General features: G+C 66.2%; 10 protein-coding genes and 2 pseudogenes. 6 read left to right on the forward strand and 6 right to left on the reverse strand.

Going from position 1 to position 13,189, the window contains the following annotated elements; genetic code table 11:
• Nucleotides 1-2: 2 nt before the first annotated feature.
• Nucleotides 3-494: a hypothetical protein gene (locus OG568_RS46710; RefSeq protein WP_329536008.1), complete on the forward strand. Its 492-nt coding sequence runs from the start codon at nucleotides 3-5 to the stop codon at nucleotides 492-494.
• Nucleotides 491-1,423, forward strand: a complete 933-nt coding sequence (locus tag OG568_RS46715) for a hypothetical protein (protein ID WP_329536009.1) — start codon at nucleotides 491-493, stop codon at nucleotides 1,421-1,423. Before OG568_RS46710 ends, OG568_RS46715 begins: the two co-directional genes overlap by 4 nt.
• Before the next feature lie 417 nt (nucleotides 1,424-1,840).
• On the opposite strand, the gene OG568_RS46720 is transcribed toward OG568_RS46715, so the two are convergent.
• The 5 genes and pseudogenes from OG568_RS46720 to OG568_RS46740 all read right to left on the reverse strand — a co-directional run bounded on the left by OG568_RS46720 (nucleotide 1,841) and on the right by OG568_RS46740 (nucleotide 5,057).
• Nucleotides 1,841-2,770: a UTP--glucose-1-phosphate uridylyltransferase gene (locus OG568_RS46720; protein WP_329536637.1), complete on the reverse strand. Its 930-nt coding sequence runs from the start codon at nucleotides 2,768-2,770 to the stop codon at nucleotides 1,841-1,843.
• 325 nt (nucleotides 2,771-3,095) lie between these two features.
• A complete protein-coding gene (locus OG568_RS46725; protein WP_329536010.1) occupies nucleotides 3,096-3,347 on the reverse strand; it encodes a hypothetical protein in 252 nt (83 codons plus the stop codon).
• Between the two features lie 77 nt (nucleotides 3,348-3,424).
• Nucleotides 3,425-3,532: pseudogene (locus tag OG568_RS46730) on the reverse strand (IS5/IS1182 family transposase); the annotation flags it as partial.
• A gap of 64 nt (nucleotides 3,533-3,596) precedes the next feature.
• A pseudogene (locus tag OG568_RS46735) lies at nucleotides 3,597-4,060 on the reverse strand (ISNCY family transposase); the annotation flags it as partial.
• A 286-nt stretch (nucleotides 4,061-4,346) separates the two neighbouring features.
• Nucleotides 4,347-5,057 carry a sigma-70 family RNA polymerase sigma factor gene (locus OG568_RS46740; protein ID WP_329536011.1) on the reverse strand — a complete coding sequence of 237 codons (711 nt, stop codon included), beginning with the start codon at nucleotides 5,055-5,057 and terminating at the stop codon, nucleotides 4,347-4,349.
• A 1,459-nt stretch (nucleotides 5,058-6,516) separates the two neighbouring features.
• Between OG568_RS46740 and OG568_RS46745 the strand changes: the two genes are divergently transcribed.
• The 3 genes from OG568_RS46745 (at nucleotide 6,517) to OG568_RS46755 (ending at nucleotide 11,262) form a co-directional block, all read left to right on the forward strand.
• On the forward strand, nucleotides 6,517-7,428 hold the full coding sequence (locus OG568_RS46745) for a sigma factor-like helix-turn-helix DNA-binding protein (RefSeq protein ID WP_329536012.1): 912 nt from the start codon (nucleotides 6,517-6,519) through the stop codon (nucleotides 7,426-7,428).
• A gap of 360 nt (nucleotides 7,429-7,788) precedes the next feature.
• Nucleotides 7,789-9,684 carry an N-acetylmuramoyl-L-alanine amidase gene (locus tag OG568_RS46750; RefSeq protein WP_443077831.1) on the forward strand — a complete coding sequence of 632 codons (1,896 nt, stop codon included), beginning with the start codon at nucleotides 7,789-7,791 and terminating at the stop codon, nucleotides 9,682-9,684.
• Nucleotides 9,685-10,329: 645 nt separating this feature from the next.
• The gene (locus tag OG568_RS46755; protein WP_329536013.1) at nucleotides 10,330-11,262 is read left to right on the forward strand and encodes an RNA polymerase sigma-70 factor; all 933 of its coding nucleotides are present in this window, start codon (nucleotides 10,330-10,332) and stop codon (nucleotides 11,260-11,262) included.
• A gap of 22 nt (nucleotides 11,263-11,284) precedes the next feature.
• On the opposite strand, the gene OG568_RS46760 is transcribed toward OG568_RS46755, so the two are convergent.
• Nucleotides 11,285-12,256, reverse strand: coding sequence for an RNA polymerase subunit sigma (locus OG568_RS46760; protein ID WP_329536014.1), 972 nt, complete (start codon nucleotides 12,254-12,256; stop codon nucleotides 11,285-11,287).
• A gap of 574 nt (nucleotides 12,257-12,830) precedes the next feature.
• Here OG568_RS46760 and OG568_RS46765 point away from each other — a divergent pair.
• Nucleotides 12,831-13,121, forward strand: coding sequence for a WhiB family transcriptional regulator (locus OG568_RS46765; RefSeq protein ID WP_329536015.1), 291 nt, complete (start codon nucleotides 12,831-12,833; stop codon nucleotides 13,119-13,121).
• The last annotated feature ends 68 nt before the right edge of the window (nucleotides 13,122-13,189 follow it).

Raw genomic sequence — 13,189 nt, forward strand, 5'->3', positions numbered from 1 at the left:
TGATGTCGTCCGCTGTTGTCGTCCTGGTGCTGCTCGCCGGGCTGTCTGAATCCGCCGGACGGATCCTGCCCATGGTAGCCACCCGGTACAGCGCGTCTCGGCCCATTGTGGCCGTCGGGCTACTGCTGACCGGTGCCATGGTCGAGGCCGCTGTGATCGCGCTGTGGCCACGGACCGCATCGGCCGTTGCCGAGCTGGCGCTGTCCGCTCCATCGTCACCCGCCGAGCTGACCTGGACACCCGGCATGGTGGCCCCGCTGGTTCTCGCCGCTGTCCTCGCATTCCCGATGCTCGGGCCCCTGCTGCACCTGCTGCTCATCGTGGGGGTCGGAGCCGGCCTCGTCACCCCACTGTCCGAGATGACGGATCTGGGCTGGTGGGCTGCCGCGGGCTGCGTGGCCGTAGCAGGAGTCGGGCTTGCCGGTGCCGTCGAAGTTGTTCGGAACCTGCTCGTGAAGGTCAGTGCCAGCGGGGCGCGGGAGCTGCTGACGTGACCTGGTTCCCGCTCATTGTCCTGGTGCTCGGTCCGGTCCTGCTCGCCGAAGCTCTGGTGGCCCGTTACGAGGTGCTGGCCTACAGCGCCGGCTGGCGGGCCCCTACCACCGAGCTTCCGGAGGGTGTGCCCTACGCCCGGGGTGCCGACCCTGACAGTCCTCCGGATGCCTACCTGGTCTACCTGGACGGCATTGGGAAACGCCGTGTCCGCGACACCCGGGACGGCGGCCAGCTGGTCAAGGCCGTGATCGCCGGGGCGCCGGAGCTGCGGGTACTGGGTCAGGTGCAGCCCTACTCGCCGCTGGCCGACCCGCTTGCTGATCGGCCGGTGTGGGCGCGGCTGCGTCGCCGCATCGGGCTGCTGTTGTTCCTGCACAATGTCATGCAGATCTTCGTCGCCGCCGACCACCGGTACCGCCCCTTGTACAACCGGGCCGTCGGCTCCCAGATCGCCACTCAGCTCCGGCTGGCCGGCTACGAGGCCGACAGCGGTATCCCCGTGGTGCTGCTCAGCTACAGCGGCGGCGCCCAGGTCGCCACCGGCGCGGTCGAGGAACTGCACACCCAGCTACGCTCCCCGCTCCTGCTGATCACGCTCGGTGGCTTCCACAACGGCGCCAACGATCTCACCCATGCCGAACACGTGCATCGGCTCACCAGCGCGAGCGACCGAATTGAGCGGCTCGGGACCTGGATCTTCCCTCAGCGCTGGCGGCTGTTGCGCGGTAGCGGATGGAACCGGGCCCGCCGCGCCGGGAAGATCACCGTGCATCGGCTCGACCCGGCCACCCACCTCGGGACGCGCAGCTACATCAGCCCGACGCCTCAGCCGCCCGACGGCCGTAGCTACCTCGAGCGCACCACCGACACTGTGATCGCGCTCATCCGCGCCTACCACAGCGCGACCGTGGCGACAGACGACCCGTAGCCATGAGGCCCGACCAGAGCGCCCAGCCCAGGGTTCGGAACGCTTGGTGCGAAGCCGACCTTGCCGGGCGTCTCCGCCGCGGCGTCGTCGGCGCAGGATCCCCGGTTTCGCTGACCGGGGATCCACTGCTCTACAGGCCACGGCGCCAGGGAGCGAATCCGACTCGTTCCCTGCCGCCATCCCCAACTCTTGTGGAACGAGCGGGCCTTGGGATGCCCGGTCAATGAGCAGGACGAGGAGCGTCCCCTGTGGTGCTACCTGATCGGTGAGTAACCGCGCACGGCCCAAAGTCGCTCTTCCGCCAAGCCACGTGTCGTGCTGATCGATGACGGGTGCGACGACGCGTTGGGGTATCACGAGGTGCTCCCTGTCCTGGGCCCGCTCGCTGCGGGCGGGCCCAGGACGGAAAGCGGCTGGTCAGATGTTGGTTTCCGCCTGGATGGCGGCAGTACGGTCGACGTCGAGTTCAGCGACGAGGCCGCGTAGGACGGGGCCGTACTCGGGATGAGCGAGGGCGAACGCCATTTGCGCGACCAGGTAGTCGGCCGGGTTACCGGTGTCGTACCAGCGGCCCTGGATGACCTGCCCGTACACCGCGCGGGTGGAGGCGTATGCGTTGATGGCGTGGGTCAGGTAGACCTCGCCGGTCTTGTGCTCGTACCAGCGGCGCGTCTGCTCGCGCAGTTCGTCGATGATGCCGGGGGTGACAACGTAGCCGCCGATGGCCGCGTATGACGACGGGGCGGCAGTGGGCTCGGGCTTTTCGACCAGGCCGGTGATGCGTAGTTGGCCGTCTCCGAGGTCTTCTTTGACTATGGGCACGCCATAGCGCTGGGAGTGGGTGGGGTCCATCGGCATGAGGGCCAGCACCGGGCAGCCGGTCTGCTCATACGCGCGGATCAGTTGCTGGGCGCGGGGGACCTCGGCCACGAAGACGTCGTCGGGCCACAGAACCAGCACCGGCTCGTCGCCGAAGGCACGGGCAGCGTTCAGCACCGGGGTGCCATTGCCGTACGGGCCGTACTGGTCGAGATAGGTGATGTGGCCCTGGCGGGCCAGCTCGGTGACCTCCTCAACCGCGTCCGCGTAGGCTGTCTTGCCGTCTGCGCGAAGTTGTTCGACGAGGGCCGGGTTGGGGCGAAAGTGGTCCTGGATGAGGCTCTTGCCGCCGGAGACGACGATGGTGATGTCGGTGATACCGGAATCGACCAGCTCGCGCACCGTGTGCTCGATGACCGGCTTGTCGCCGACCGGGAGCATCTCCTTCGGTGTCGCCTTCGTCAGGGGCAACAGGCGGGAGCCGAGTCCGGCGGCGGGGATCACGGCCCTTCGAATCGTCGGGGACATCATGTCTCTCTCGGTTGAGCGGCACACCGTACCGAGCGGCACGGCACACGCCGACGCTATCAATGCCCGCCGCAGCCCCCGCGATCGCCCGTTTCACCGACCGCCGCGGGAATCACCGGCACAGGAATGTATCGGGGTATTTAGGCACCGCGAAGTCCCCGTTGGTGTCGATCGCCGCGGCGCCATGGGCCCGCGGTCGCGCAGCCCTGGGACGAAGTCTTTCATCGGGCTCAGTATGTGAAGGTTCCTCCGCTAATAGGTCACTTCATGCCACATGCTAATCCCGTCAGGCACGACCCCATACACGCTAGAGGCGACTGCACCATCAGTAAAACGACTTAATGGTCGCGCGGAGAGGCACGGTGGGGACCTCGGGGGCCGGCGCGCGGGCGGCGACGACGGGCGCCTGGAGGCGGAAGTCGACAGTCGTGCGGATGTCGTCGGCCGACAGCCCGGTCAGGGGGTCGGTGCCGCTGATGCCGCCCGCGGTGACGAGCACCTGGTCGGCGTGTCCTGCCCAGTCGAAGACTTCGGCGAGGGTCTGCTTGTCTCCGCCGTCACCGGCAACGTCCAGCACGGCGTGGTCGGTATCCTCAGCCAGGCTCGCGCTGTACACCCGGGAGAGGGCGGCCTTCAGCCGGTCGGGGTCGCTATGCGGTGGCAGCCGAGCGGATGGTTCGGGTGGTACACCGGCGGCTCGGGCAGCAGGGTCGCGAATTGGTCCCAGAGCGGTTCGGCCAGCCACGATGGCAGCGCGGGCACAGGTCTCCTCAGTGATCGCGGAGCGTCGCAACTCCATGAGTTGTTTGGTGCCCACAGGAACGGTCCAGGTCAGAAGGGTCAGCGATGCCCGGCGGAAGCCGAAGCCACGCTGAGGTGACTTATCCGGGCTTTGACACCGACTCTCCAGTTACGCATCCGCTGGAACGGGCGGCTACGTTCGTGCACTTGGCGAGCCTTTCCCGGAGTTCTGTTGCGTTGGAGCCCGACTTGCTGGACCCCCAGCTCGATGAGCGCCTGGTTGCTTGCCGCGGTGTCGGGGGCCACGGTCAGCGACCACGGCTCCCGTCACCCGGCCGATCAGCGCCGTCACCCACTCGACCGAAGGCACCAACTGCGGGGCATCGGCCAGGTTCCCGCCAGCCGTAACGCGGTCTGCTCCAGCAGGCGCGTGGTGCCCGCCACCGAGTCGGCGAGCTCACTGACCAGGTATGTCAGCCGTCTCGGAACCGGGTCCGCCCGACGGCGCCGACTGCCTTGATCCGGCGCACCAGCCGACCGTGCTTCGGCTCAGCAAGTCGCCCCAGCAGGAGGCCCGACTGCTTCAGGGGCAAGTAGCCACTGCTGGATTCCTCAAACGGTGTACACATATCGGTGCCGTAGTCGGCGGGTTGGCGGTGCACGTCTGCCCGGATCCGTTCCTCCTCGGTGATCCGCCGTTTGCGTACCTGCCCGTCCAGGTCATCCAGTCCCCGCAGGCCTGAGCGGTTGAAGCGGTGCCAGCCAGCAGCCGACCGATTTCTGGCAGTAGCCCAACTCCGCAGCGACGTATACCCAGCGAAAGAGGAATTCAGCACTAGGGTTGAACGCAGGCCAGTTTCATGTTGTGGCGAGTGTGCTGCCGAGTGTAGGTACTCCGCTTCACAGCACGGATTTGATCCCGGCCAGTGTCGACAGCCAGCACATTCTCCAGGCCGGTGAGATCGCCTGACTGCGCTGCGGCGACGAACGCGTCCAGAAGTCGCTGGTGCTCCGCCGGGCTTACTGGTCTGCGTCGTCCAGTGAAAAGACGTTTGCCGGCTCGGCTGACGATCTGGCGGGTGTTGACCTGACTGAGCTGGAGATTGTCGGCGATCAGACTGTAGGGGTACTCGAACGCCACGCGGAGCAAGTAAGCAGCCCGTTCCGTGGGGTCCAACTTCTCGAGGAGCAGGCGGAGGGCCAGTTCCACTGCCTCTGCTCGCTCAACTCGGGTGACCGGGTCCGGTCCGGTGTCGATCGCCTCAGCCAGCCAGGGGCTGGCGCCAGCCTCACGACGTGAACGGGCGGACTGGGCCACATTGAGGGCCAGACGGGCTGTGGTCCGCGCAAGAAAGGCCGGTGGATCCAGCACCCGTGCACGGTCTGTGTTCTGCCAGCGCAGCCATGTGTCCTGCACGACGTCCTCGGCCTCGGTCGCGCTCCCCAGTATGCGGTGCGCAATACGAAAGAGCCTTGGGCGGAATGCAACGAAAGCGGACGCCGCATCCTCCAGCGTATTGGCGGCAGGCATCTTCGTGGAATGCATAAGGTCTCCTTGATCCACGTCTCTTTGCTGTAGTTCTCGTCCAGAAAACTCACCCAGGCAGCAATAGTCGAAGAAGCGGAATGCGCAGTGCTGGTAAAGCTACGTATACCGCCCTCGGGAGCGAGATCCCTGCGTATCTGCCGCTGCGTAGTGACCTGAGTGGACGGGAACCAGCATCTATTGGCGCCCCGAGCCCAAACATCGGTCATCCGACTGCGCCTTGCGCATGGGGCATGGCCAGAGGTAGGAGAAAGCCTTGAGCAGTGCCCTTCGAGCACCTTCCGGACGGATCGGGCGTGACACGGCCGCGTGGGTTCGCCGCCTTGTTCGGGATGGCGGCGAGTTGATGACGTAATCCGGCTCGGCTCCTGACGAGCGCGTCATGCACTCGGAGGTCGTGCGGCGGCGGTCAGGCACCGTTCGCCGTGAACGTCATAGTCACTTGACTGATGCCTAGACCTCGACCGGCCCCAGGTTCCGAGCAGCCCGAGCTACAACAGCAGATGGCTGCTTGCCGCACCGGCCATTGTGCGTTCAGGGCTCTGTGCGGACCCGACGAGTACTGATCAGCAAGCGCGCTGTGGCGTCCGCGCGCGACCACCGGAGTCGCCGTCACACGCGAACGTCGGCTGGCACTACCTCGTTCGGGCTTCCTTCCTCCTTCAGGACCAGGCTGGGCGTCGCCGCGGGCTTGCCGGGAATGGGCAGAGGTTCGCCATTGGGGAGGAAGGGGTGTTTCCCGTGGCGAGTTGTTCTACGACGACGCCGACCTGTCCGCAGCCTTTCGTGACTGGTCGCCAGCCGTGCGGCCAAGGTGATGGACGCGCGGTGAACGCCTGCCCGCCTGTCACGGGAGGAGCACACGTGCCATGGTCACGGCCACATCAACAGGCACCCTGGTCTCCCGCCCCTGAGCAGCAGGACGACTGCGGTGCTCCGCGGTCCCAGCAATGAGATGCGATGGTGTCACAACATCTGCCTGCCTCCGGTCTAGCTGTCGAGCCGACAGAAGGAGGGAGAGCGGTGCGTGAAGTCCTTCATTGCCGAACACTCCCGCTCAGCGGGGCGGGAGCGCCGCCCGAGCGGATACACGACCAGCTCACCCTTCTGCGTGCCCGCGGACGACATGCCGGCGCTTCGTCCAGGAGCGCTCCGACTGACCGAGGACTTGACAATTGTCTACCTCCTTCGTGGCGCTGCGCTCCTGCGGCTCCGGTGGCCGCCACGTGCGCATCACACCGTTCAAACCGTCAACCCCGTGCCCGTAGACCCGGGCCGGGCTTCGGTGTCCGGAGGCCGAAATGGGGGAACTGTTACGGCGTCCGCTGACGCCGGACGTATTGCCGAGCTACACGCGTGGGCCGAAGGGGGAACGCTGATGTCCCATCGTGCACGGACCCGTCGCCTGGATGACTGCTGCGGTGGCCGTGTTGGTGCCGTGCGAGAGTGAGGATGCCGTATGGAGCATGGTGACGCGGTGCCGATCGCGGAGTTGCTTGAGGAGCGTCGGTATCTGCTGGATGTCGCCCGCTGGATGCTGGGCAGCGGCAGTGAGGCGGAGAGCGCTGTCGATGAGACCTACCAGCGGTGGTACGAGCTGGCCGAGGCGGCCCGTGAGCTGATCACGACGCCCCGGTCCTGGCTCGCGAAGGTGGTGGGTGGCATCTGTCTGAGCCGGCTCGCCCTGCCCGGCCGGGCTGATGACGCCGGCCGGACGGCGGGGGCCGCTGCAGGACCCCGGACGGCTGGACATCCTGTTTCCACGCCGGAGGAGGAGGCCAGCCGGGTTCTGCTGGATGCTCTGGACTCTCTGTCCCCGGCCGAGCGGGCGGCGTTCGTGCTCAACGATGTCTTCGGGATGGCACCCGATACGGTCGCCGACATCGTGGGACGCACCGAGCCGGAGGTCGCCGAACTCGCCGACCGGGCACGCCACTGTCTTCGGGCACAGCGTTCACGTCCCACCACGCCGCAGGAGCACGACGCCCTCGCCCGTGCCGTCCGTCAGGCCTGCCTGACCGAGGACGCCGACCTGCTGGCCTCACTGCTCTGCCCGGACGCCACGGCGTTCTTCGACGGCGGCGGCAAGGTCCGCGCGCTGGTCAGACCCGTACACGGCGGTGAACAGGTCGCACACAGCCTGCTCACACTCCTCGCCCGCCGCCCCCACACCACACTGACCACCCACTCCGTCAACGGCCGCACCGGCCTCGTCGCCCGCTACGGCCACCAGGTCGCCGCCGTCATCAGCCTCGACATCGCCGACCACCACATCACCCAGATCTGGGTCGTCCTCAACCCCGACAAACTCCGCTCCTGGAACCAACCCCCACCCCCAAACCCGACGTCCCGTCCTGACGGCCCCTGGTAGCGGAAACAACGAGCGGACGTGCATCTGAACGGGCGTCGGCCAGGAGTCGGAGAACCTTCCGGACATGGCTGATTCGCACTCTACTTTCCCTGACATGACTTTGTTTCAATGTGAATGCTGTGTGACGAAGGTACGCCTCGCAGGGTTTCCCCGAGCTGTCCAGCGTCGAGAATTCGAGCCGTGCGGCCCCGAAAAAAGTGTGATGTGTCCGCGCAGGACGGGCGACGCTTCTCATCATGTACAGTGCAATGCTGGCCTCCAACAGCAGGGCTCTGGCGCTTAGTTCGCCCCCAGCGGTGCCATGGCGAATCCAGCGGCTGCTCAGAGCTCATCACCATCATGTGAAAGCAAGGTATTGCAGTGCACAAGCGCAAGCCGCGATGGCGGCTGCCACTCATGATCACGGCAGGTGTGCTGGCGGCAGCGAGTATCACCGCCGTTCCGCTGCTGGCCCAAGCCTCCGAAACGGACGGGCAGACTGCCGACCGCCAGCAGGCGTTCGAGCACGCCGCAGCCGAGTACGACGTTCCCCTGTCGGTCCTTCTAGGTGTGGCCTACCACGAGTCGGCCTGGGAAGCGCACCCCGGCGAACACAGCACCAGCGGCGGCTACGGTCCGATGCATCTGACGGACGTGACCCCCGAGATGATGGCCGGTGGTGACGCGGGAGCGGCCGGCCGCGGAGATGTGAAGGAGATGGCCGCCGACCCCTCCCTGCACACCCTCCAGGCGGCGGCGAAGCTGACCGGCCTTCCCGCCGAGAAGCTGCGCGACGATGAGGTCGCCAACATACGCGGCGGTGCCGCTCTGCTGGCCTCCTACGCGAAGGCCACGACCGGTCGCACCCCGGCCGATCCAGGCCAGTGGTATGCCGCGGTTGCCCGCTACAGCGGCTCCAAGCAGGAGCGCGGGGCAAAGGTGTTCACCGACCGCGTCTTCGCGACGGTCAAGAAGGGTGTCGGCGAGACGACCCAGGACGGGCAGCGAGTCCGGCTGAACGCCGTTGCGGATGTGCGGCCGGCCACGAGTCAGCTGGCCGGGCTTCACCTGAAGGCGACGTCCGCCGCGGAGACCGAGTGCCCGCCGACGCTTGACTGCACCTTCATTCCAGCTGCCTCTGCCAACGGGCAGGTGTCCAACCGGCCCGCCAACAACATCCGGATCGATTCCATTGTCATCCATGACACCGAATCGTCCTACGAGTCGGCCATCAACACCTTCCAGACGCCCGGCGGCGGTTCGGCGCACTACGTGATCCGGTCGTCCGACGGTGCCGTGACCCAAATGGTGCCCACCAAGGACCTCTCCTTCCACGCGGGCAACTACTCGACCAACATGCACTCGATCGGTATCGAGCATGAGGGCTACGCCGCGTCTGGGGGCACTTGGTACACCCAGACCGAGTACGAGAGCAGCGCTGAACTCGTCGCATACCTGGCCGACCGCTTCGACATTCCGCTGGATCGGCAGCACATCATCGGGCACGACAACGTCGCTGGACCGACGTCTTCACTCGTCTCCGCCATGCACTGGGATCCGGGCCCGTCCTGGGACTGGGAGCGCTACATGGGTCTCCTCCATGCTCCCGTGCGTGGCGCTCACGGCGTAGGACCGATCGGGTCGGCGGTCACCATCACCCCCGGCTTCGCCCGGAACCAGCAGACTGTGCAGGTCTGTCCATCTGACGATCCGACGGGTGCCACGCCCGAATGCACCGACCGGCGCCAGCCGTCGAACTTCGTCTACCTGCGCACAGCACCCAGCAGCACCGCCCCGCTCTTCGGTGACCAGGCCATTCACACGGACGGTGTCGGCACCAACCGGGTCAACGACTGGGGCAGCACCGCGCAGGCAGGGCAACAGTTCGTCGTCGCGGGCCGCCAGGGTGACTGGACAGCCATTTGGTTCAGCGGTACCAAGGTGTGGTTCCACAACCCGAAGGGATGCAACACGACCCCTGCTTATGGTGTGACCGTGGTCAAGGCTGCGGGGGCCTCGTCCTCGGCGGTGTACGGCAGCAGCTACCCGGACAAGGACGAATATCCCACCGGGCTTTCGCCCTCCACTCAGGCTCCGTTGAGTTTCTACACCGTTCCCGCTGGTCAGGCGTACGTCGCGACCAGTGCCCCTGCGGCCACCGACGACTACTTCCCCTCCAGCGGCAGTGTCGTGACCGGTGGCAAGAAGATGTACACCATTCAGTACAACCATCGAGTCGGGCTGGTGTACGAGTCCGACGTGACCACGGCAGACTGACCGTCTGACCGAGCGTCTTGGGCCGATAGGTAGATCAGGCACAGCGGCCCCCGCGGGCGGCGCCGTTCCTTCGGGCGGCGCCGTTTCCGCGTTCGTCCGGCCGTGTGCCGCTTTGTCGTTCCGGCGGGCTGGAGCCCATGGTGTGATTGCACCGTGTTACAGGCATCCGCCCTGGTCCGGACGTAGACCGACCCAACCAATGACCAACAACGTGGCAGTGCTTTAATGACGCCATTGGGAACGATTCCACGGTCGCGGGTCGGCATTATGTGCGGATTGCTCCCTGTATGAACCTTTTGCCTGAAGGTATGTTTTGACTCGATGAGCCGGCGATGAGCCCAGGAAAACACTGTGTTTCTGGATGTCTGCCGTCTTGGTGACGGTCGGCAGCACCCGACTGCCCCAGTTCTGTCACAGGAACGGGTCGATCCCGGTCTATGGAGCAGAGGCGATTGGAGCAGGCGTGACTATCAGTGACCACAGTCGCAGCACCCGAACAAGCCGTGCAGCGCATATCACCCGGCAGCGCCGCAGCACCCAGAAACAAGTCCTGGGACCGGTTGTCGGAGCCGTCCGTGCCCACTAGGTCGCCGCGTGGGCACGTCATGAGGCACCCGCAACCGGAGGAACGGAGACCACAGGAGTATGCATTCCGAGCTGTGCCCCACGACAAGCACTCTTGAAGAGGCGGTCGCTGTATTTGTGCAGCACCGGACACGTCTTTTCGGAATCGCCTACCGCGTGCTGGGCAGTGTGGTCGAGGCCGAAGACGTGGTCCAGGAAGTGTGGTTGCGCTGGCAGAAGACCGACCGCTCCGTGGTGATCAGCCCGGTGGCCTTCCTCTCGAGTACGACGACCCGCTTGGCCATCAACGTCGCGCAGTCAGCGCGGGTGCGTCGGGAAACCTACGTCGGACCGTGGCTGCCTGAGCCCATCGACACGAGCTCGGACCCGGAGGTGGGCGCGCAACGTGCGGAGGCTCTGGAGCTGGCTCTGCTGCTGGTCTTGGAGAAGTTGAGTCCCACTGAGCGTGCCGCATACGTACTGCGCGAAGCGTTCGACTACGGCTATCCCGAGATCGCTGAAATCCTTCAACTCAGCGTCGTCAACGTGCGGAAGATCGTAAGCCGGGCTCGCAAGCACCTGTCGGCCGAGCAGCGGGAGAGCGTGGACACGGCAGAGCACCGACGTCTTCTGCACGCCTTCGTCTCAGCGGCCCGAACGGGGGATGTGGCCTCACTGGAAGCCCTCCTCGCCCCGGATGCCGTCAGTCTGTCCGATGGCAACGGTATCCGGGGTGCCGCTCGTATACCCGTCCTGGGCCGTGCACGCGTGGCCAACCTGGCGACCGCCACTCCGAGGTTCTGGCGGGAAGCGGACCCCAGATTGGTCGACGCCAACGGCCGTACAGGCATGATGATCTACCGAGACGGCGATCCTGCCGCGTTCGTGACGATAGCCGCTTCGAAGGAAGGCATCTACAAGCTGATGTGGGTGTTCAACCCGAGCAAGATCGCCGCGTTCTTTGATTCGCGCTCCCGCTTCGCGGTAGCTCAGTCCCCGGCAGATGCTCTGTGACTGCGATGGTGTGATGAGGCGGTCATTGCGGAACAGTTGCTGGGAAGTCACGGCCTCCTGTACTGGCCGTCACCCTGTTTCGGTCGGCGTTGGTGTGATCGGGCCATGCCGGGTTTGGGGGTGGGGGTTGGTTCCAGGAGCGGAGTTTGTCGGGGTTGAGGACGACCCAGATCTGGGTGATGTGGTGGTCGGCGATGTCGAGGCTGATGACGGCGGCGACCTGGTGGCCGTAGCGGGCGACGAGGCCGGTGCGGCCGTTGACGGAGTGGGTGGTCAGTGTGGTGTGGGGGCGGCGGGCGAGGAGTGTGAGCAGGCTGTGTGCGACCTGTTCACCGCCGTGTACGGGTCTGACCAGCGCGCGGACCTTGCCGCCGCCGTCGAAGAACGCCGTGGCGTCCGGGCAGAGCAGTGAGGCCAGCAGGTCGGCGTCCTCGGTCAGGCAGGCCTGACGGACGGCACGGGCGAGGGCGTCGTGCTCCTGCGGCGTGGTGGGACGTGAACGCTGTGCCCGAAGACAGTGGCGTGCCCGGTCGGCGAGTTCGGCGACCTCCGGCTCGGTGCGTCCCACGATGTCGGCGACCGTATCGGGTGCCATCCCGAAGACATCGTTGAGCACGAACGCCGCCCGCTCGGCCGGGGACAGAGAGTCCAGAGCATCCAGCAGAACCCGGCTGGCCTCCTCCTCCGGCGTGGAAACAGGATGTCCAGCCGTCCGGGGTCCTGCAGCGGCCCCCGCCGTCCGGCCGGCGTCATCAGCCCGGCCGGGCAGGGCGAGCCGGCTCAGACAGATGCCACCCACCACCTTCGCGAGCCAGGACCGGGGCGTCGTGATCAGCTCACGGGCCGCCTCGGCCAGCTCGTACCACCGCTGGTAGGTCTCATCGACAGCGCTCTCCGCCTCACTGCCGCTGCCCAGCATCCAGCGGGCGACATCCAGCAGATACCGACGCTCCTCAAGCAACTCCGCGATCGGCACCGCGTCACCATGCTCCATACGGCATCCTCACTCTCGCACGGCACCAACACGGCCGCACATATCGACCGCGTCGTAGTTCAGGCGGGCTTGATCGACAACGGCGTAGCGACGGCAGGATGCCACCATGCGTACTCCGGCACCCCGAGAAGGGGGCTGTAGTAGCCAATGGCTGAGTCCTTGCGTACGACGCATCTCTTTCATTTCTCTGCTCAACCCGTTAGACCGAGCATGTATGGATCGTGTGACATGGGCTTCCGCGCACGATCATGTGGACTCGGGCACCACCCGCTTACGCCGCGTGCGCTGAGACGCTGATCCCGCACGATCTCTCGGGCATCCCGGCAGGGGGGCGGCAGAGGCAGGGCTCACCAGCGTGTCCGTCCCCGCGGCTGCGTCCCGGCCACTCGGCCCAGTGCAGATCATCGCCTTCAGCGCCACGCGCCGCGCGGCTGTATGTCACAGATGCGTCGGTCACCCGGTCTCACGTGACAGCCCCCGGCAACTCCTTCTACGGACGCGAAAGACCATGATCGAACTCGGGGCTTCCTGCCGAATTTCGCAATCGCCCGGAACTGTGGAGGTTTCCTGTCCTATGACTGTCGAACGAGCGGATTACGCCGTGTACTGGCGCGAACGGGCAGCTTGCCTCCATGAAGACCCTGATCTGTTCTTCCCCATAGGAAACAGTGGTCCGACACTTGAGCAGATTGACGGAGCGAAGGCCGTGTGTGGCCGTTGCCCGGTCGTGGAGCAGTGCCTCAACTGGGCCGTGCGGGTGGGGGAGATGGAAGGTGTCTGGGGCGGTACGACAGGGAGCGAACGCCGCGCGATGAGGCGGCGTCAGGCCTACCGGGCCAAGGGCACGGTCGCAACGGCTGCGTGATGTTCCCAGCACCCGTACCGTGCCGGCCTCGAAACGAGACAGCTTCAACGGGCCTGCGGCCACAGACT

The sequence above is a fragment of the Streptomyces sp. NBC_01450 genome, assembly GCF_036227505.1.
GTDB lineage: Bacteria > Actinomycetota > Actinomycetes > Streptomycetales > Streptomycetaceae > Streptomyces.